Source organism: Actinoplanes rectilineatus (genome assembly GCF_000962825.1).
Lineage (GTDB): Bacteria > Actinomycetota > Actinomycetes > Mycobacteriales > Micromonosporaceae > Actinoplanes > Actinoplanes rectilineatus.
Window position 1 is genome coordinate 46,078 of sequence record NZ_JZKF01000003.1, and the last position, 19,410, is coordinate 65,487.

A 19,410-nucleotide genomic window follows, 5' to 3' on the forward strand; every position below is an offset into this window, starting at 1 on the left:
CCGTGACCCTCCTGATTTCAATGCCCGGGAACGGGGACGGCGATCTGTACTCAGGCGTGACCCGAGCGAATACTCTATGCGCCGGCTGTCCGGCGAACGTTAGCAGACCGGAAACCCCCGATGTGAGTACCGTTCATCACCGTATGCAGGTCAGTGGGGGATTTGTCACCTGCCCGCATGTTCTAGCCTTGACAGCGTGCAGGCCATCGTCGCGACGCTCGGTTACGTCCTCTCCCCCGATCGCCGCCGGATCCTGATGATCCGCCGCGACACCCGCCCCGACGATCTCCATTACGGCTACTACAACGGCCTCGGCGGCAAGCTCGAACCCGGTGAGGACATCGTCGCCGGACTGGAACGGGAGATCCTCGAAGAGGCCGGCATCGAGTGCAAGGAGATCACGCTCGCCGGCACCATCTCCTGGCCCGGATTCGGGCGCGACGGGGAGAACTGGTTCGGGTTCCTGTTCCGGATCTCCGCCTGGGCCGGCACGCCGCACACCGACAACCCCGAGGGCAGCCTGCACTGGATCGAGATCGACGAGGTGCTGGCCGGACGGGTGCCGATGTGGGAGTCGGACCGGCATTTCCTGCCCCTGGTCTTCGACGACGAACCCCGGGTGTTCCACGGCGTGATGCCTTTCGCCGACGGCAAGGCGGTCGGCTGGAACTACCACACCCTTTGACTGTACGCACGGAGCGCCCCGATCGCCTCGGAAGAAGGATCGGGGCGCTCCGCGCGTACAAGAGAAGAAGGAGGAAGCGGAACGCCCGGCCCGGGCACCGCGGGGTGGATCAGAAGCGGCGCATGCCGCCGAACTGGCGGTCGCCGGCGTCACCGAGGCCGGGGACGATGTAGGCCTTCTCGTTGAGACCCTCGTCGATCGACGCGGTGATCAGGCGCAGCGGCAGACCCGAGTCCTTCAGGCGCTCGACGCCCTCCGGCGCGGCCAGCACGCAGCAGACGATGATGTCGGTGCAGCCACGGTCGGCGAGCAGCTTGCAGCAGTGCAGCAGCGAGCCGCCGGTGGCCAGCATCGGGTCGAGGACCAGCACCGGCCGGCCGGTGAGGTCGGCCGGCAGCGACTCCATGTAGGCCCGCGGCTCGTGCGTCTCCTCGTCACGGGCCAGACCGACGAACCCCATCGACGACTCGGGGAGCAGGCCGAGCGCGGCGTCGGCCATGCCCAGACCGGCGCGCAGCACCGGGACGATCAGCGGCGGGTTCGCCAGGCGGGTGCCCTCGGTGGGCGCGACCGGCGTCTCGATGCGGTACTTCTCGACGGCGAAGAGCCGGGCCGCCTCATAGACCACCATCGTGGTCAGCTCGTGCAGCGAGGCGCGGAAGACGCCGGACTCGGTCTCGGTACGGCGCATCGCGGTGAGCCGGGTCTGAGCCAACGGATGATCTACGACAAGGACGTCCACGGGCCCAACCTACCGTTGACCCAAGGTCAACAGTCGGCGGCCTGCTTAGAATCGGTTTCATGACTGTGACGGCGACCACTCCGGTTGACCTTCGGGCCTTCCTGCACGGTTTACCCGGCGTCGACGAGGTGGGCGTGGAGGCCCGGGCCGCGATGCTGGCCACCCGCTCGATCAAGGCGGACGCCAAGGCCGCCGCGATCGACCTGGCCGTCCGGATGGTCGACCTGACCACCCTGGAAGGCGCCGACACCCCGGGCAAGGTGCGCGCCCTCTGCGCCAAGGGCATCCGGCCGGACCCCACCGACCCGTCCTGCCCCTCGGTCGGCGCGATCTGCGTCTACCCCTCGATGGTGCCGGTGGCCGCCGCCGCGCTCGCCGGCTCCGGGGTGCACCTGGCCAGCGTCGCCACCGCCTTCCCGTCCGGCCAGGCGCCGCTCGAGGTGAAACTGGCCGACACCCGGGCCGCGGTCGCGGCCGGCGCCGACGAGATCGACATGGTGATCAGCCGGGGCGCGTTCCTGGCCGGCGACTACCGGGCGGTGTCCGACGAGATCGTCGCGGTCAAACAGGCCGCCGGTGACGCCCATCTCAAGGTGATCCTGGAGACCGGCGAGCTGGCCACCTACGACAACGTGCGGCGCGCCTCCTGGCTGGCCATGCTCGCCGGGGCCGACTTCATCAAGACCTCCACCGGCAAGGTCGCCGTCAACGCCACCCTGCCGATCACGCTGGTCATGCTGGAGGCGGTCCGTGACTTCCGGGACCGCCACGGGCGCCAGGTGGGGGTGAAACCGGCCGGCGGCATCAAGACCACCAAGGACGCGATCAAGTACCTGGTGCTGATCAACGAGACGGCCGGCTCCGACTGGCTCAGCCCGGACTGGTTCCGGTTCGGGGCGTCCTCACTCCTCAACGACCTGCTGATGCAGCGTTCCAAGATCGCCACCGGCCACTACGCCGGCCCGGACTACGTCACCCTGGACTGAGGCCGATGTTCTCGTACGCACCCGCACCGGAGTCCCGTTCCGTCGTCTCCCTCGCCTCCTGCTACGGGCTGTTCATCGACGGCGCGTTCGAACCCGCCAAGGACGGCGGCACCTTCCCGACCGTGAACCCGGCCACCGAGGAGGTGCTCGCCGAGGTCGCCGCGGCCGGCCCGGAGGACGTGGACCGCGCGGTCGCCGCCGCCCGGCGCGCCTTCACCACGTGGTCCGCGCTGCCCGGGGCGGAACGGGCGAAGTACCTGTTCCGGATCGCCCGGATCATCCAGGAGAGGTCCCGTGAGCTGGCCGTCCTGGAGTCGCTGGACAACGGCAAGCCGATCCGGGAGTCCCGCGACGTCGACCTGCCACTGGTGGCGGCACACTTCTTCTACTACGCGGGATGGGCGGACAAGCTGGCGTACGCGGGCTTCGGCCCGGATCCGCGCCCGGTCGGGGTGGCCGGACAGGTCATCCCGTGGAACTTCCCGCTGCTGATGCTGGCCTGGAAGGTCGCGCCCGCGCTGGCCACCGGCAACACGGTGGTGCTCAAACCGGCCGAGACCACACCGCTCTCCGCGCTGTTCTTCGCCGACGTCTGCCGGCAGGCCGAACTGCCGGCGGGTGTGGTCAACATCGTGACCGGCGCGGGCGGGACCGGGGCCCACCTGGTACGGCACCCGGACGTCGACAAGGTGGCCTTCACCGGCTCGACCGACGTCGGCCGGGAGATCGCCGCGGCGGTGGCCGGCACCGGCAAGCGGGTCACGCTCGAACTGGGCGGCAAGGCCGCCAACATCGTCTTCGACGACGCGCCGATCGACCAGGCGGTCGAGGGTGTGGTGAACGGCATCTTCTTCAACCAGGGGCACGTCTGCTGCGCCGGTTCACGGCTGCTGCTGCAGGAATCCGTCGCCGAAGACTTCCTCACCGCGCTGAAACGCCGGATGACCACCCTGCGCGTCGGTGACCCGCTGGACAAGAACACCGACGTCGGCGCGATCAATTCCGCCGCGCAGTTGGCCCGCATTACCGAATTGTCGGAAATAGGGTCAGCGGAGGGCGCGGAACGCTGGTCGCCGGACTGCCCGCTGCCCGACCGGGGCTTCTGGTTCGCCCCGACGATCTTCACCGGGGTGACCCAGGCCCACCGGATCGCCCGCGAGGAGATCTTCGGACCGGTGCTGTCGGTGCTGACCTTCCGAACCCCGGCCGAAGCCGTCGAGAAGGCCAACAACACCCCCTACGGGCTCTCCGCCGGGATCTGGTCGGAGAAGGGATCGCGGATCCTCGCCGTCGCCGGCCGTCTCCGGGCCGGCGTGATCTGGGCCAACACCTTCAACAAGTTCGACCCGGCGTCGCCGTTCGGCGGTTACAAGGAGTCGGGGTACGGCCGTGAAGGCGGCCGGCACGGTCTGGAGGCCTACCTTGCCTAAGTCGTCGACCCGCCTGACCGTCCGCAAGACGTACAAGCTCTTCATCGGCGGAAAGTTCCCGCGCAGCGAGTCAGGACGGACCTTCGTGGTGAACGGCGACAACGTGGCCCTGGCCTCCCGCAAGGACGCCCGCGACGCGGTGGTCGCCGCCCGGGCCGCGTTCGGCGGCTGGTCCGGGACGACCGCGTACAACCGTGGGCAGGTCCTGTACCGGATCGCCGAGATGCTCCAGGCCCGCCGCGCCGAGTTCAAGGCGCTCAAGGTGCCCGGCGACGAGCTGGACGCCGCCGTCGACCGCTGGGTCTGGTACGCGGGCTGGTCCGACAAGATCGCCCAGGTGGCCGGCGGCGCCAATCCGGTCGCCGGGCCCTTCCTCAACGTCTCCACGCCCGAGCCGACCGGCGTCGTCGCCGTGATCGCGCCCACCTCGCTGCTCGGCCTGGTCAGCGTGATCGCCCCGGCGATCGTCACCGGCAACACCACGGTCGTGCTCGCACCCGAACCGCAGACCGCCATCACCCTGGCCGAGGTGCTGGCCACCTCGGACGTACCCGGCGGCGTGGTGAACATCCTCACCGGCCGGTACCCGGAGACCGCGCCCTGGCTCGCCACCCACGCCGACGTCAACGCCCTCGACCTGACCGGCGCCGAACCCGGGGAACTCGCCGCCGAACTGGAACGGGACGCCGCCGGAACCCTGAAACGGGTGATCCGCCCGCCGGCGGGCTCCAGCGGCTTCGATGCCGACCCCGGACTGCGGCCGATGACCGCACTCCTGGAGACCAAGACTGTCTGGCACCCGAAGGGGTACTAGCGGTACTTCTTCGAATGGCGCGAGGGACGGGGCCGCTGTCACACAGCGTTGCCGACTAGGGTGTGTGCCCAGAGTCTCACCCGTCCCCGCCACCCCCAGATCACCCGGAGGTCCAAGTTGACCAGCCAGTCCGACGAGCCCGAGGCGACCTCCGAGGCCACCTCCGAGGGCCTTTCCGGGCGTGAGCTCTGGGAGCAGGTCCGAGTCGAGCCGGTGGAGATCGCACTGCCCGGCGGGGTGGGCCTGACCCTGCGGGCATACCGCAAGGTGTCCGAGATCACCCCGACCGAGCTCGTGGTCGACGAGGACGACCCCTTCGAGGCCCGCCGCAAGGCCGCCGAGGAGGAGGAAGAGGTCATCGTCGACGAGGAGTACGAAGCTCTCCTCGCCCAGGGCGAGACGGACAAGGACAGCGCCGAAAAGGCCGCCGACGAGCCCGACCCGGCCGACTTCGAGGACGAGCCGGACGAGGCCGCCAAGCAGTCGGACGACGAGGAGGTACCCGTCTTCCTCAGCCACAAGGGCCGGCTGCTCGCGTTCAAGAGCGCCGAATCGCTCGTCTCCTTCCTTCGTTCGGGTGCTCCGCACGATCTCGCACAATTGGACACCTGGGGTGACCTGGCCGAGCGGGTACAGTCGAGCGACATCGACCCGCGGCCGGAGGACCGTTACGAGCTCGACCTCGTGGTGGAGAACCTGCGCGGCGGACACGACACCTGGGACCTACCGCTGCTCATCGCCGCCGGCGAGGTGGCCCGGGACCTGGGATACGGACTCCGCCTCAAGCCGGTGATCCTGGCGCTGTCGCCCGGCTCGCCGCTCGACGACCTCGACGAGTCCCTCCGCGCCGCCGAGAACGGCGGCATGGGCGGATTCTTCGGTCGCCGCCGCCTGAAGAAGATCGGCGCCCAGCAGGCCAGCCTGGGCTGGCGCTCGGTCATCGGCAAGATCTCTGCCGCTGTGGACTGGCGTGACTGACCGATTACCGGGGAACATCAATTCTTGGCCAGAGAGAAGCAGCAGTCCCGGGGAGGAGGACGACGCCGTGGCGCTCGTGCGCGTTTACTGCGGTCTGGCGTCGGCTGATGATTCGGTGCGATCGGCCACGACCGCACCGCTGACCATCGCCGTGGTGGACGACGCAGGCCGGTTGCTCGGCGTCCATGAGATCAGCGACGACCCTGCCGGATACTCCCAGCTGGGCACGCTCCTCGTGGAACGGACGACCGGCTTCAGCGAGGCCGCCGTCGCCGCCGACAGCGACGACCACGTCGTCACCTCGCTGCTCACCGCGGCGGGCCGCCCACTCGTCGTCGTCGACGACGACGACGCGGACAACTTCGCCGAACGCTTCTCCGACGACGACTCCCCCGAGGAGATCGCCGCGCCGGCCGCCGCCCGGCGCGCCGTCGGACTGGCCCGCGCACTGCAGGCCGGGGCGATCGCCGCGATAAACCTGCCCACGCCCCGTGAGCTGGTCAGCTACAAACCCGTCCTGGCCGCGCACGTCGCGATGCTCGTCGGACGCAACTCCGCCGCGACCGCGCTGCGTGAGGTCCTGCGTGAGCTCTATCCGGCCGCCCTCCGGGCGTACCCCGACCCGGCCCACCCGCTGGCCCTCGCCGTCCTCGACGCGATCCCCGAGCCGGGCCGGATCACCGGCCGCAGCGACACCTCCCAGATCACCCAGGAGATCGTCGCCGAGCTGATCCGCACCGGAGCGGGCTCCGAGGACCAGATGATCGCCGCGGTCACCGCACTGCAGGTCGCGATCAGCGAGTCACCCCGCCGCGGTGGGGTCAACAAGTCGCTGGCCCCGGCAGCCGCCGACTCGGTCCGCCAGGCCATCGCCGCGGTCCGCGCCAGCGACGCCGCCTGCACGGCCCTGGTCGGCACCCTCAACGCCCGGGCCACCCCGCCCGGACTCAGCGCCGCCCTCGGCCGTCGCTCCGCCGGACGCCGGGCCGCCGAACCCACGTCGGTGCCGCCGGTCGGCATGCCCTCGGACAGCAGCCGTTTCGGCCGTCGCGGACGCCCCGAACCGGCCACCACCGGCAGCGGACCGGCCACGCCGCGGGCGCTGACCACACCGCCGGTCGCCCCGGACCCGATCACCGCCCCGCCGGTCGCCCCGGCCGCCGCCAACGGCCTGCCCGGCCGCGCCACCCTGCCGGGCAACCGTCCGGTCTCGGTGCCGCCGCCCCCGCCCGGCATGACCCCGATCACCCCGGGGACCCGTCCGGTGCCCGGCTCGCGGATCCCCGGAGCCCCGTCGTCGACCCCGCCCGGCACCCTGCTCCCCGGCGCCCCGACGTCGACACCCCCGGGATCCCGCATCCCCGGCGCCCCGACGTCGACCCCGCCGGGCAAGGCGACCCCCGCCGAGGCGGGCGAGCCGTTCCGCCCGACGCTCACCAACGCGGAACTCACCCGGGCCCGCTCCGAACGTCAGCGCACGGTCATCCCGTCCCGGCCGAACACGCGGACACCGGCGGCCACCAACGGCACGGCCCCCAGCGGGCCGACCGACTTCAGCCTGCCGATGCCCAACCCGCGGCCCACCCAGGACACCCCGGAACCCGGATCCCGGGCGAACTGGCCGCTGATGAACAGCAGCGGCGACGAGGCACCCCCGTCCCGGCCCACGCCGGCGGCCGCCCCGATCAGCTCGCCCGCCTCCGCCAGCCGCGTCAAACCGCCGTGGCAGGACATGCCGAAAGAGCCGCCGTCCCTGCGGCTCATCGCCGAAGGCAACGGCGCCGGCACCCGGGGTGGCACCACCCCGCCGCTGCGCCTCGTCGACGACGAACCGGTCGTGCTCAGCAACAAGGTCACCGCACTGGACCGCAGCGCCACCCCGCCGGTCTCCTCGGACACCGGCGACGAAGGCCTGCTGATCTTCGCGGCGGCCCGCTCGGCCTGGTTCACCGGCGGCACCGAAGAGCCCGAAGGCGTCGAGTGGTCCAACCCGAACGACAGCGCCTGGCGCGCGGCGGAGAAGGCGGCAACCCCTGCCGTCGCCGCCGAGACCAACGCCGGCCTGCCGAAACGGGTGCCCCAGGCCAACCTGGTCCCCGGCTCGACGGCCCTGCGCGAGGAACGCCCGGTCCGCATCGTCCGCGACGCGGCCTCGATCGCCGCACACACCACCGGCTACTTCCGCGGCTGGCGTCGCGGACAGGAGATCGGCGGCTTCGCGATGGGCGGTCGTCCGGGCCGTGAGGCAGCCGGAGGCTGGGACTTCACCCGCGACGGCCAGCCGGCCGACGACTACCGCAACAACAATGCGGGCCTGGGCGGCCGCTGACAGGCGTCACCCAGTCAGTTCGTTTCGTAGGGGCGCGACCTTCACCGGGTCGCGCCCCTACGTCATTCCTCGACGGGACCATCGGCGTGGGAGTACGGGTCGCGAAGTCGCGCTCAGCCGGCCGCACCGGGCCGCCCTCCTCGCCGTTCATGACGACACCGCCCGCCGAGGTCCGGATACGTGACGGGTCCGCAGTCGTCGAACACGGGGAGGTGCCCTGGACGGGCGCAGCCGCTACGCCGGTCAGGTGCCGGGGTCGTCTCCTCGATCAGCCGGTCGATCAGCTCAACGTTCGTCATGGGACCCCCCAGGCACAGGATTCGTCATGGGAACTCCCAGGCACAGGAGAGGAGCCACGAGCCCGGCCGCTGGACGTCACACCTACGCCGGCGGCGCGAATGCCGCGGGTAGCTGCACGGTGATGCCGGAGATCAGCTCACGCTCGGAAGGGCCGCGGAGGTCGGGGTCGGGGTCGGGAGCCACGTCCTCCGCCGCTTCGGCCCATTCGGCCAGCGTGCGCAGGGTGAAGCGCCAGTCGGATGACGAGAGTCCGACCCTGATCAGTTGGTCGTGCGGGAGCTGCCTGTCGTTGGTCTCGTACGCGCTGGATCCGGCCGCTGTCCGCACCCGATCAGCAATCGGCACGATGTCGTCGGGATCGCCGTCTTCGACCGCGTCGGAGATGGCGTTGTCCATCACACCCATGAGCGACAGCCAATCCCTGACTCTCAACGTCACCGCGATCAGGTCAGCGTCCGCAGTTGCCATACCGAGAACGTACCGAGGCGGGGCGCCTACACGAGCAGGCTTCCGGCTCTGCGGGCGCTGAGATCCTCCGTGAAGCGCGTTCCGGGGCTGGACACCCTCGTGTAGGGGCTATGCGAGCCTCATCGGCTCCTGGGCCGTCTCCTGCGGAACAGGACCGCCTCTCCCGGCGAGGATGAGCCGGAGATCCGCGGGGCGGACTGGTTCGGGAACGGCCGCCCGGTGTCACGTAGCGGATGGCGCCGGTGCTGGGCGCGGGTTCCCGGACGGGCAGGCACCGTGCGGGCAGCCGAACCGCTGCCGCGGCCCGGTCGCCGTTCTCGACCGGATCGGTTACCTTGAGTGAGTGATCGAGTGCGGAACGGACCTGTCTGCGGGCGCGCAGAAGCCCCGCTCCGACTCGCGGAGCGGGGCTTCAACCGTCTGTCAGGCGGGGGCGACCGCGCGCGTCCGACGCATCGTCAGCACATACTCCACGAGGGAGATGAGGACGTTCTTCGTCGATTCGCGGTTGCGGGCGTCACAGCTCACCACGGGCACGTCGCTCGAGATCGCCAGCGCGTCTCGAACGTCCTGCGCGTTGTGATACTGCATGCCGTCGAAGCAGTTGATCGCAATCAGGTACGGCAGGCGCCGGTGCTCGAAGAAGTCGATGGCGGCAAAGCAGTCGGCAAGCCGACGCGTGTCCACCATGACGACTGCACCGATCGCGCCCCGCACCAGTTCGTCCCACATGAACCAGAAACGCGTCTGGCCAGGGGTTCCGAACAGGTACAGAATCAGGTCGCGATCGATGCTGATCCGGCCGAAGTCCATGGCCACCGTAGTGGTCATCTTCCCCGGAACCTGCCGGTTGTCGTCAACACCCACACCGGCCGAGGTCATGATGGCCTCAGTGGTCAGCGGGGTGATCTCCGAGACCGATCCCACCAGCGTCGTCTTACCGACGCCGAAGCCACCGGCGATGACAATCTTCGCCGATGTCACGCGTCCCGCAGCGGGACGGTGCGACATGTCAGAGCCTGCGAAGTCCACTCAGCACCCTTTCCAGCAGTTCCGTGCCTACCGCGTCGGTCTCGTCTTCCAGCGAGGTGGGCTCGTAGACCGCGACCAGGCCATCAGTGGCCATATCGGCGACGATCACACGTGCCACACCGAGCGGCAGTTGCATGCGTGCGGCGATCTCGGCCAGCGACTGAACTCGGCCGCCGTCGCACATCGCCGCGATGTACTGATGCTCGCTTCCACCCTGCCCGCCGCGGCTTATCCCGGAACGGCCGCGCACGGTTGTCTCGACCAGCGCTTCCAGCGCTATCTCAAGCTTCGGACGGGTCCGACCGCGGGTCACGGCGTACGGCCTGACCAGCGCGCCAGTCGGCTCATCGCGTTCGGGCATAGTCACCGTCAACCCCTCCCTCGGCCCCTCGAAGTGTATTGGTTACCAAAGTTTCCGACAGTGGCCGACTGGTGCCGGCACACTGCCGATTCAGCCCAGTACCCCGGCCGCGGAACGCGGCGCGGGGGTCAGAGCCTCTCCGACGCGGTCGACCAGGAGGGCCATCTCGTAGCCCACCTGCCCGACGTCGCAGCTGCGTGCTGCGAGCACCGCGAAGGAAGAGCCATCGGAGATGGACATCAGGAACAGGAAACCGTTGTCCATCTCGACGACCGTCTGCAGAACAGCGCCGCCCTCGAAGCATCGAGCCGCGCCCTGGGTAAGGCTAACCAGGCCGGACGCGATCGCCGCCAGCTGGTCGGCACGGTCTCGCGGAAGGTCCCGAGAGGCCGCCAGGAGCAGGCCATCGGCGGAGACCGCAATCGCGTGCGCGACCCCGGGAACGCGGTCGGCAAAGTTGGCCAGAAGCCAACCGAGATCCTGCGTAGATGTCATGCCTCATGCTCCTTGCCAGCCTGCGAGGGCTGCTGCCCTCCTGGAGTCTCCTCCAGGTTGGTCGATTGTTCCTTGGTGCGACCACGCTGAACACCCCGGTGGTACGCGGACAGGAGACCGCGCACCCCCTCAGGCGAGCGGCGCTGGACGGACGTGCCGCCCCGGTCGACACCGCCGGGGACGAGTTGAGCCATCGGCGTGCGCTTCGGCAGGCCCGCCGTGGTCGTGGTATCGACCGGTGCCTCGGCTGCCTTCGCGGCGGCCGACCAGCCGTCGTCTGCTGCCGTACGCCAAGGGTTGGACGCCGAAGCGCCGTCACCACCGGCATACGCGGGGGCCGCCGCCGGCGCGCCGACCGGAGTCGGGTCGAGCCTGCGCACCTCGGGTGCGGGTGCGGGGGCCGGCTGCTGCACCTGCTGCGGGGCGGCCGGTGCCGCCACACGGACCGGCTCACCCGTGGGGATGCGCTGCGAGACGACCGCTTCGTCACCGGTGCCGGAGGCGACCGGTCGCGACGGCTCGGTGCGGGCCGTGGTGAACCACGCCGACTCGAGCTCCCGGAAGATCGGCAGCTCCATCGTCTCGTCGGCGAACGGAACGGAACCTTCCGGCTGCCGGCCCGTGGCCTGGGCGATCTGAGCGGCGGCGGTCGCGTGGACCTCCGCTGCCGGCGGAGCCGACGCCGGAACCGGCGCGGTCTGCGGGTTGGTGGGCGGGGCCACCTGCGGCTGCGGCTCGTAGTTGTCCGGGCGGTAGCGCGGGATCTCGGCCGTCATGTCCAGCGCGGCCGAAAGGTTCTCCGGCACGTGCGGGGTGGCGTCCCGGTCCGCGGCGACCGGCGGCCAGGCCGGCGGCGCCGAGGCGAACGGGTTGCGCTGGTCGGCCGGCGGTCCGGAGAACGCCGTGGGGACCTGCGGAGCATACGGCGCGGCCGGGGAGACCGGCGGAGCCGACTGCACCGGAGGCGCGGAGGGCACCGGAGGCGCCGAGACCGGCGGGACGAACGGGTTCCGGCCCTGGTCGGGGCTCGGCGGCAGCTGCCGCGGGATGGTGGTCCCGAAGCCGTTGACGTCGTTGTCGACCGGACGCTGGAACTCGGTGTTGCGCCGCTGCTGGAGCTCGTCGAGACCGGCGAAACCCTGCGGGCTGCTGCCGGCCGGGCCGGCCGGCAGCGGCGGGATGACCTCGTTGCTGCGCGGGCCGTGGAAGCCGTTGGCCGAACCGTTGGCGCCGTTGCCGCCACCGAAACCGTTCGACGGAGCGCCACCGAAACCGTTGGAGGGAGCACCGCCACCGAAACCGTTCGACGGGGGGCCGCCGAAGCCGTTCGACGGGGCACCGCCACCGAAACCGTTGGAGGGAGCGCCACCGAAACCGTTGGACGGGGCACCGCCACCGAAACCGTTGGAGCCGCCGCCGTTGCCGTTGCCGTTGAGCCCGGCGAAGCCGGACGGAGCAGCACCGGTGAGGTCGGACCAGGCCGGCACGGCGCCGTTGGAGCCGCCACCGTTGAAGCCACCGGAGCCGTTCATCGGGTCGAACGGGCGAGCGCCGGTCGGGAAACCACCCCGGCCGCTCTCCAGGGCGAGGGGCTCGCCGAAGGAGGGCATCGCCTGCTGCTGCGGGGGCGCGTCGAGGCCGACACTCGACTGCACGCGGGCGGAAGCCGCGGCGGCGAGGACGGACACAGGCAGACCCACCTCAGCGACAGTACCGCGTTCGCGGTCGGCGGGCCGAAGCTCGACCCGGACCCCGTGCCGGTTGGCCAGCCGGGCGACCACGACCAGGCCCATCATGCGGGAGACGGCGACGTCCACCGTCGGCGGGTTGGCCAGACGCTCGTTCAGGTCGCGGAGCTGGTCACGGCTGATGCCGATGCCGTGGTCCTCGACCGAGAGGATCGCGTTGTCGCCGACCCGGCGCGCCTCGACGAGGACGTGCGAGTTCGGCGGGGAGAACGCGGTCGCGTTGTCGAACAGCTCGGCGACCAGGTGGACCATGTCGTTGACGGCGTGCGCCGAGACCTCGATCTCCCGGTCGATCATGCCGAATTCGATCCGGGTGTAGTGCTCGACCTCGGACTGCGCGGCGCGCAGCACGTCGATCAGAGCAGCCGGCTCGCGCTGCACACGGGTGGAGTCCGCACCGGCGAGGACCAGGAGGTTCTCGTCGTTACGGCGCATTCGGGTGGCCAGGTGGTCGAGCTGGAAGAGCTCGGCCAGACGGTCCGGGTCCTCCTCGCCGCGCTCCAGGCGGTCCAGGTGACCGATGAGCCGGTCGACCAGGATCTGTGAACGACGGGCGAGGTTGACGAACATCGTCGCGACGGAGGCACGCAGTGCGGCCTGCTCGGCCGCGGTGCGCACCGCCTCGAGGTGAACCGCGTTGAACGCCTCGGTCACCTGCCCGAACTCGTCACGGCTGCGGACCGGCAGTGGTTCGGCGATCTGGTCGGCCACCTGGGCCGGCGTGAGCGACGCGGAGAGCGCCGGGTCACGCAGTCGCTCCACCGCGTGGGGCAGACCGAACTGGGCGACCGCGAGGGCACCCTGACGCAGCTCGCGCAGCGACCGGGCCATCGACCGGGCGACCAACCACGCGAAGAGGATGGCCAGCAGGAGCATGCCGAGCAGGATGCTCGTCTCCAGCAGGACTCGCCGGTTGGTGTCGTCGCGCAGGGTGGTGGCGTCGGTGACGATGCTGTCGTCGAACTGCACCTCGACCGTACGGAAGAGGTCGTTGTAGCCCTTCATCGCCGCCTCCCACTGCTGGGAGGTGAACGCGATCTTCTTGGTGTTCGCGCCCTGCAACGCCATCAGCGGAAGGATGTAGTTCGTCGCGGCCAGTTCCTGCTCCGCGCCGGTGACCGTGTTGGTGAAGACAGCCTGCTCGTCGGCGGTGCCGACCGCGGTCATCGTGTCGTAGGCCAGGTCGTATCCGGTCTGCGTCTGGAGGAACGCGACACGGAGGTTGTTGTCCAGCTCGCCCTTGGCCACGATCTGCTGGCCGATGAAACGCTGCTGGGCGGTGTAGTCCTTGGCACGGGAGACCGCGGCCACGGCGCGCAGGTGATCGCCGAGCTCCTGGTCCGCAGAGAGCTGCGCGGAGACGTCACGGACCTGGAGAAGGTCCTCGATCAGCTTGTCGTACTCGCCACGGACGCCGGACTCGTCGACCTGACCGTCGGCGACCTTGCTGCGGGTCGCCGGAAGGTCGGTGAGGTTGTTGTCCAGACGAAGGAGCAGGAAGCCGACGTTTTCCGGGATGTCCTCCAAAGAGCTCTTCTGCTGTGCGTAAGGTCCCTTGGCGGAATCCACATCGGCGTGCACGCCGTTGTAGAGCTTCACCGCGGCTTCCTTGGTCTTCGCGTCCGCGTTCTGAGAGAGGGCCACCATGATGCCGTAGGTTCGCTCAGACTGCAGGTTGTCGACGAGAGCACCTGCTTCCTTGGCCAGAACGGCAAGGGTCCGCGAGCGCTCCGCGTTGCTGGCTTCGTCGATGTGGTCCCGGAGGCCGTTGACGCCGACGATGATCGTGGCGACGGTGGGAACCAGCATGATGAGGCCCAGCTTGGACCAGATGGGTAGGTCTCGCAGTCGACCAGCAGGTCGACGCAGACGCGACATGACGCCGTTCGCCGTATTGGGGCGCTTGCTCACGTCACCGTCCTCCTGATTCGGGCCCGGCATTCGGCTCGCCGGGCACCGCACACGGCCGACTCGCCGACGTCGGGCCCCCGAGATTCCATCATGACAAGTGTCAAAGAGAAAGAGCAGGCGGACACGGACCGGTTGTGTGACGCGATGTTGCAACTACGTAGTTGGACATCGCCGGTCTGACATCACTGCTCGTGAAGCTGTACATCTCTTAAGGTCACTCACTCGGCCAGCGCGGCGTTGGGGGGTGGGCGCAGGCTGGCCGGGTCCCGATCGTAGTCGATCGCGGTCAGTAAACGATGGCTCGGTTCCCTGCGATCGGCAAGGCGAGATGCCGGATTATGCCAGCTTTGTAGGCGGCAGTGTAGCCGAACGGCGGAGGCCCGAAGCCGGACCGTCGATTTCTTTTGACGTACGTTCGTTCCTATCCGGGAAAATGGTGAAAAGCCGGACTTCAGCTCACCAACTTGGCGTACGCCGGCTTGATCACCTCGTTGATCAACACCAATCGCTCGTCGTACGGGATGAATGCCGACTTCATCGCGTTGATCGTGAGCCACTGAAACTCCGTCCAGCCCCATCCGAACTCATCCGCAAGCAGCGACATCTCGCGTGACATCGATGTCCCGCTCATCAGACGGTTGTCCGTGTTGACCGTGACGCGGAACCGCAGATCGTGCAGCAGCTTGATCGGGTGCTCGGCGATCGAGGCGACCGCGCCGGTCTGCACGTTCGACGACGGGCACATCTCCAGCGGGATCCGCTTGTCCCGCACGTACGCCGCGAGCCGCCCCAGCACCGGCGGCGCCGACTGCGTCCCCCCGGTGGTGGTCGCCGCGCTCGGGCCGGCGGGGGTGCCGTCGATGTCGTCGACGATCCGGACACCGTGCCCCAGACGGTCCGCGCCGCACCACTGGATCGCCTGCCAGATCGACGGCAGGCCGAACGCCTCACCGGCGTGGATGGTGAAGTGGAAGTTCTCCCGCTGCAGGTACTCGAACGCGTCGAGGTGCCGGGTGGGCGGGAAGCCCGCCTCGGCGCCGGCGATGTCGAAGCCGACCACGCCGCTGTCGCGGTAGCGGACCGCGAGCTCGGCGATCTCCTGGGACCGGGCGGCGTGCCGCATCGCGGTCATCAGGGTGCCGATCCGGATGGGGGTGCCCGACTCGGCCGCTTCGGCGCTGCCGGCCCGGAAACCGGCGTCGACCGCCTCGACCACCTGGTCCAGGGTCAGACCGCGTTCCAGGTGCTGTTCCGGGGCGTACCGGATCTCGGCGTAGACCACGCCGTCGGCGGCCAGGTCGAGCGCGCACTCCTTGGCGACCCGGTGCAGGCCTTCCACGGTCTGCATCACCGCCACGGTGTGCGCGAAGGTCTCCAGGTACCGTTCCAGCGAGCCGGAGTCGGCCGCGGCGACGAACCACTCGCCCAACCGCTGCGGGTCCCGGGTCGGCAGTTCGTGGCCGACCGCATCGGCGAGTTCCACGATGGTGGCGGGCCGCAGACCACCGTCCAGGTGGTCGTGCAGCAGAACCTTCGGTGCCTTGACGATGTCGGAATGTGCGATGCCAGCCATCAGAAGAGCCTAGAGGGAAGCCCGCGATGATCGACGGAGCAATTCCGTATCTGCGGTGCCCGGTGTGCCGGGAACCACTCAGCCGGCAGGACCGGGCGCTGCGCTGCCCGCGCGGGCACAGCTTCGACATGGCGAAGCAGGGCTACGCGGATCTGAGCGCCGGCCGTCTCCCGCATGTCGGGGACACCGCCGAGATGGTGGCCGACCGTGCCGGTTTCCTGGCCGCCGGGCACTACGACTTCATCGCCGGGGCGCTGGCCCGGCACACCACCGAGGGTCTGGTGCTGGACGCCGGTGTCGGGACCGGCGATTATCTGGCCCGGTTCCTGGAGTCCTCGCCCCTCGCGACCGGCCTCGGCCTGGACGTCTCCAAGCCCGCGTTGCGCCGGGCCGCCCGCGCGCATCCGCGGGCCGCGGCGGTGCTGTCCGACCTCTGGCGCCCGCTGCCGGTCGCCGACGCGTGCGCCGCCGTGATCCTGAACGTCTTCGCTCCCCGTAACGGCCCGGAGTTCCACCGGGTGCTGCGCCCGGACGGGGTGCTGCTGGTGGTCACCCCGGCCGCCGACCATCTCACCGAGCTGATCAGCGCACACGGGCTGATCCAGGTCGACCCGGACAAGGCGGCCCGGGTCGGCAACAGCCTGGACGAACACTTTCGACTCGATGACAGCGAAGAGATCCGGACGAAGGCGGATCTGACGGCGCAGGAGGCACGCACCCTGATCGGGATGACACCCTCCGCACGCCACCTTCAAGCCGACACCCTGACCGTCACCGACACGACCGTCACCACCGCGGTACGGATATCCGCATACCGCAGGCGCTAGACCGAGAGGTCGACTTCCTCCCACTCGGCCGGCTTGTCCTCGTGGTAGGGCCCGTGGAAGACCACCGCCCATTCCAGCGCCCACCGCCGCTGGCCGATCGCGTTGCTGTCCACCTCACCGGGCAGCGGCCGGCCGGCCTTCTCCAACTCCTGGAAGGCCCAGTCCAGGCAGTAGTACAGATCCAGCAGCACCGCCGCCTCGGCCTCGTCCCGGACCGCGACCAGCGACCGGGACCGCCAGGCCGAGAAGCTCTCCCCCGACGGCAGGTCCGGCATCTGCTGCATCATGCGTTCTTCCGGCGGCACCGTGGGATCCAGGTGCCGGCTCAGCCCGAGCAGCCAGGCCAGCGCGAACACCGCGTCGTGGTGCAGGACGAACGACCGGTGATCGCCCTTGGCCCCGGCGACGAACTGCCACTCCGGCGGGGTGACCAGCTCGACCAGGTGCGAGCCGAGCAGCCAGCTCATCGCCGCCTCGGTGGGCATCCCGAAGCAGCGGGCCACGACGACGTGCAGCACCACGGCACGCGCCTCCAGCTCGCCGACCGGGCGCAGCTCGACCGTGTCGCCCATCTCCCAGACCAGCGGGAACGTGGGCGGGGGGATGGGCAGGCCGAGCCGCTCGAGCTCGTCGAGACTGGCCTCGCGAACCGCGCGGGGATCAGGGGCGGCCTTCGTCATGGTGCGTCAGGCTATGCGGTCGAGGAGAAGCGGCACAGAGGTGGTCGGCCCTGATCCGACGGTGATCGCCGCGGCGGCCTCGGCGCGCGCCACCGGGATCCGCGACTCGTCGTCGGCGCGCAGCTCGAGCAGCACGTCACCGGCCTTGACCCGGTCGCCCGGCTTCACCTTCAGCTGCACGCCGGCACCGAAGCTGACCGGGTCCTCCTTGCGGGCCCGTCCGGCGCCGAGACGCCAGGCGGCGATGCCCACCCCGTACGCGTCCACGCCTGTCACCACGCCGTCCTCGGTGGCCCGCAGTTCCTCGGTGTGCGCCGCGACCGGCAGTGCCGCGTCCGGGTCGCCGCCCTGCGCCCGGATCATCCGGCGCCAGCTGTCCATCGCCGCGCCGGAGGCCAGTGCCTTCTCCGGGTCGGCGTCCACTCCGGCCGCGGCCAGCATCTCCCGGGCCAGGGCCAGGGTCAGCTCGACCACGTCGGCCGGTCCGCCGCCGGCCAGCACCTCGACCGACTCGGCGACCTCGTTGGCGTTGCCGACGGCCAGGCCGAGCGGGGTGCTCATGTCGGTGAGCAGAGCGACCGTGGTGACTCCGCTGTCCTTGCCGAGCCGCACCATGGTGCGGGCCAGCTCCTGTGCGGAGGCCAGGTCCTTCATGAACGCGCCGGAGCCGACCTTGACGTCCAGGATCAGCGCGCCGGTGCCCTCGGCGATCTTCTTGCTCATGATCGAGCTGGCGATCAGCGGGATGGCCTCGACCGTGCCGGTGACGTCGCGCAGCGCGTACAGCTTGCGGTCGGCGGGTGCCAGGCCCTCACCGGCCGCGCAGATCACGCCGCCGATGTCGCGCAGCTGGCCGACGAACTCGTCGTTGCTCAGCCGGGCCCGCCAGCCGGGGATCGACTCCAGCTTGTCCAGGGTGCCGCCGGTGTGGCCCAGCCCGCGCCCGGAGAGCTGCGGCACGGCCACGCCGCAGGCGGCCACCAGCGGAGTGAGGGGCAAGGTGATCTTGTCGCCCACGCCGCCGGTGGAGTGCTTGTCGGCGGTCGGCCGGGACACCGAGGACAGATCCAGCCGTTCCCCGCTGGCGATCATCGCGGCGGTCCAGCGGGCGATCTCGGCGGGCGTCATGCCGCGCAGCAGGATCGCCATGGCCAGCGCGGACATCTGCTCGTCGGCGACCTCGCCCCGGGTGTACGCGTCGACGACCCAGTCGATCTGCGCGTCGGAGAGCACGTGCCCGTCGCGTTTGGCCCGGATCACGTCAACTGCGGCGAATCCACTGCTCATGCTCGGTCTTCCTTCGTCCAGCGCTGAGGGATCCCCTCCGGCGCCTCACCTTCTCCAGCCCAGGACAGGCCGCCCTCGGCATCCACCACCACGACCCGCGGCGAACGGACCAGTCCCCAGGCGACCGCGGCCGCCGTGGTCGGGAAGTTCGGTCCCTCCTCGAGGACACCCTTGGTCTCCTCGGTGCCCGGCTCCCCGGACGAGCGTTCCCAGTACCCGGTCCAGATCGTCTCACCACCGGAGATGTCCGGGTGCACGAAGACCGTGCCCCGGCCACGCCATCTGGCCAGCTCGGGCGGCACGTCGGCGGTCTTCGCCCCGCCGCCGGTGACACGGTCGATGTCCTCCCAGCCGAAGCCGTGCGGCAGCAGCTCGGACATCTTCAGCGGGCGGGGCAGCGCCTCCACCAGGCATTCCGGCCCGCCGTGCTCCCAGAGCAGCTGGCGACAGCGCCCGCAGGGCATCAGCGGGGCGCCGGTCGCGTCCACGCAGGAGATCGCCACCAGTCGTCCGCCGCCGGTCGCGTGCAGCGAGCTCACCATGCCGCACTCGGCGCACAGCGTCATGCCCATGGACGCGTTCTCCACGTTGCAGCCGACCACCATCCGGCCGTCGTCGACCAGACCGGCGACACCGACCGGGAAGTCGGACACCGGCGTGTAGGCCAGCCGCATCGTCTCGATGGCGGCGGCGCGTAGTGCCACCCAGTCGATCTCCATGCGGCAAATTCTGCCCCACCGCCGGAAAACCGCCATCACCAGGCC

At 70.2% G+C, this 19,410-nt stretch carries 17 protein-coding genes; 7 read left to right on the forward strand and 10 right to left on the reverse strand.

Annotation, left to right across the window (positions count from 1 at the left end):
- Window positions 1-196 precede the first annotated feature (196 nt).
- Complete coding sequence (locus WH85_RS02655; RefSeq protein ID WP_045740034.1) at window positions 197-685, forward strand: NUDIX hydrolase; 489 nt, start codon at window positions 197-199, stop codon at window positions 683-685.
- Between the two features lie 109 nt (window positions 686-794).
- On the opposite strand, the gene upp is transcribed toward WH85_RS02655, so the two are convergent.
- Window positions 795-1,427, reverse strand: a complete 633-nt coding sequence (gene upp / locus WH85_RS02660; protein WP_045740035.1) for a uracil phosphoribosyltransferase — start codon at window positions 1,425-1,427, stop codon at window positions 795-797.
- 59 nt (window positions 1,428-1,486) lie between these two features.
- Between upp and deoC the strand changes: the two genes are divergently transcribed.
- From deoC to WH85_RS02685, 5 genes are all read left to right on the forward strand, one after another.
- Window positions 1,487-2,413 (forward strand): deoxyribose-phosphate aldolase, encoded by a 927-nt coding sequence (gene deoC, locus WH85_RS02665; RefSeq protein ID WP_045740036.1) that lies wholly within the window; start codon window positions 1,487-1,489, stop codon window positions 2,411-2,413.
- A 5-nt stretch (window positions 2,414-2,418) separates the two neighbouring features.
- On the forward strand, window positions 2,419-3,843 hold the full coding sequence (locus WH85_RS02670) for an aldehyde dehydrogenase family protein (protein ID WP_045740037.1): 1,425 nt from the start codon (window positions 2,419-2,421) through the stop codon (window positions 3,841-3,843).
- Entirely contained in the window at window positions 3,836-4,657 is an 822-nt protein-coding gene (locus WH85_RS02675; RefSeq protein ID WP_045740038.1) for an aldehyde dehydrogenase family protein, read from the forward strand. The genes WH85_RS02670 and WH85_RS02675 overlap by 8 nt, the downstream gene beginning before the upstream one ends.
- 117 nt (window positions 4,658-4,774) lie before the next feature.
- Complete coding sequence (locus WH85_RS02680; protein ID WP_045740039.1) at window positions 4,775-5,635, forward strand: hypothetical protein; 861 nt, start codon at window positions 4,775-4,777, stop codon at window positions 5,633-5,635.
- Between the two features lie 16 nt (window positions 5,636-5,651).
- Window positions 5,652-7,964 (forward strand): hypothetical protein, encoded by a 2,313-nt coding sequence (locus WH85_RS02685; protein WP_045740202.1) that lies wholly within the window; start codon window positions 5,652-5,654, stop codon window positions 7,962-7,964.
- Window positions 7,965-8,345: 381 nt separating this feature from the next.
- On the opposite strand, the gene WH85_RS02690 is transcribed toward WH85_RS02685, so the two are convergent.
- From WH85_RS02690 to WH85_RS02715, 6 genes are all read right to left on the reverse strand, one after another.
- Window positions 8,346-8,732 (reverse strand): hypothetical protein, encoded by a 387-nt coding sequence (locus WH85_RS02690; protein WP_157410704.1) that lies wholly within the window; start codon window positions 8,730-8,732, stop codon window positions 8,346-8,348.
- Window positions 8,733-9,155: 423 nt separating this feature from the next.
- Window positions 9,156-9,743 (reverse strand): GTP-binding protein, encoded by a 588-nt coding sequence (locus tag WH85_RS02695; RefSeq protein ID WP_045740041.1) that lies wholly within the window; start codon window positions 9,741-9,743, stop codon window positions 9,156-9,158.
- Window position 9,744: 1 nt separating this feature from the next.
- Complete coding sequence (locus WH85_RS02700) at window positions 9,745-10,125, reverse strand: DUF742 domain-containing protein (RefSeq protein ID WP_045740042.1); 381 nt, start codon at window positions 10,123-10,125, stop codon at window positions 9,745-9,747.
- Window positions 10,126-10,215: 90 nt separating this feature from the next.
- The gene (locus tag WH85_RS02705; protein WP_014447580.1) at window positions 10,216-10,620 is read right to left on the reverse strand and encodes a roadblock/LC7 domain-containing protein; all 405 of its coding nucleotides are present in this window, start codon (window positions 10,618-10,620) and stop codon (window positions 10,216-10,218) included.
- On the reverse strand, window positions 10,617-14,279 hold the full coding sequence (locus WH85_RS02710; protein WP_045740203.1) for a sensor histidine kinase: 3,663 nt from the start codon (window positions 14,277-14,279) through the stop codon (window positions 10,617-10,619). Before WH85_RS02710 ends, WH85_RS02705 begins: the two co-directional genes overlap by 4 nt.
- 451 nt (window positions 14,280-14,730) lie before the next feature.
- Window positions 14,731-15,852, reverse strand: coding sequence for an adenosine deaminase (locus WH85_RS02715; RefSeq protein WP_045740043.1), 1,122 nt, complete (start codon window positions 15,850-15,852; stop codon window positions 14,731-14,733).
- Between the two features lie 26 nt (window positions 15,853-15,878).
- On the opposite strand from WH85_RS02715, the gene WH85_RS02720 reads away from it, so the two are divergent.
- A complete protein-coding gene (locus WH85_RS02720; RefSeq protein WP_045740044.1) occupies window positions 15,879-16,679 on the forward strand; it encodes a putative RNA methyltransferase in 801 nt (266 codons plus the stop codon).
- On the opposite strand, the gene WH85_RS02725 is transcribed toward WH85_RS02720, so the two are convergent.
- The 3 genes from WH85_RS02725 to WH85_RS02735 are packed head-to-tail and all read right to left on the reverse strand — an operon-like array spanning window position 16,676 to window position 19,365.
- Complete coding sequence (locus tag WH85_RS02725) at window positions 16,676-17,359, reverse strand: DUF4272 domain-containing protein (protein ID WP_045740045.1); 684 nt, start codon at window positions 17,357-17,359, stop codon at window positions 16,676-16,678. The two genes, WH85_RS02720 and WH85_RS02725, sit on opposite strands and share 4 nt — an antisense overlap.
- A 6-nt stretch (window positions 17,360-17,365) precedes the next feature.
- A complete protein-coding gene (locus tag WH85_RS02730) occupies window positions 17,366-18,646 on the reverse strand; it encodes a thymidine phosphorylase (RefSeq protein WP_045740046.1) in 1,281 nt (426 codons plus the stop codon).
- Window positions 18,643-19,365, reverse strand: a complete 723-nt coding sequence (locus WH85_RS02735) for a cytidine deaminase (protein ID WP_045740047.1) — start codon at window positions 19,363-19,365, stop codon at window positions 18,643-18,645. Before WH85_RS02735 ends, WH85_RS02730 begins: the two co-directional genes overlap by 4 nt.
- Window positions 19,366-19,410: the final 45 nt, after the last annotated feature.

What these genes read in the sequence shown, in the direction of transcription:
- deoC (WP_045740036.1), top strand. Translation starts at nt 1,487, where the DNA reads ATGACTGTGACGGCGACCACTCCGGTTGACCTTCGGGCCTTCCTGCAC.
- WH85_RS02670 (WP_045740037.1), top strand. Translation starts at nt 2,419, where the DNA reads ATGTTCTCGTACGCACCCGCACCGGAGTCCCGTTCCGTCGTCTCCCTC.
- WH85_RS02690 (WP_157410704.1), bottom strand. Translation starts at nt 8,732, where the DNA reads ATGGCAACTGCGGACGCTGACCTGATCGCGGTGACGTTGAGAGTCAGG.
- WH85_RS02695 (WP_045740041.1), bottom strand. Translation starts at nt 9,743, where the DNA reads ATGTCGCACCGTCCCGCTGCGGGACGCGTGACATCGGCGAAGATTGTC.
- WH85_RS02700 (WP_045740042.1), bottom strand. Translation starts at nt 10,125, where the DNA reads ATGCCCGAACGCGATGAGCCGACTGGCGCGCTGGTCAGGCCGTACGCC.
- WH85_RS02705 (WP_014447580.1), bottom strand. Translation starts at nt 10,620, where the DNA reads ATGACATCTACGCAGGATCTCGGTTGGCTTCTGGCCAACTTTGCCGAC.
- WH85_RS02715 (WP_045740043.1), bottom strand. Translation starts at nt 15,852, where the DNA reads ATGGCTGGCATCGCACATTCCGACATCGTCAAGGCACCGAAGGTTCTG.
- WH85_RS02720 (WP_045740044.1), top strand. Translation starts at nt 15,879, where the DNA reads ATGATCGACGGAGCAATTCCGTATCTGCGGTGCCCGGTGTGCCGGGAA.
- WH85_RS02725 (WP_045740045.1), bottom strand. Translation starts at nt 17,359, where the DNA reads ATGACGAAGGCCGCCCCTGATCCCCGCGCGGTTCGCGAGGCCAGTCTC.
- WH85_RS02730 (WP_045740046.1), bottom strand. Translation starts at nt 18,646, where the DNA reads ATGAGCAGTGGATTCGCCGCAGTTGACGTGATCCGGGCCAAACGCGAC.
- WH85_RS02735 (WP_045740047.1), bottom strand. Translation starts at nt 19,365, where the DNA reads ATGGAGATCGACTGGGTGGCACTACGCGCCGCCGCCATCGAGACGATG.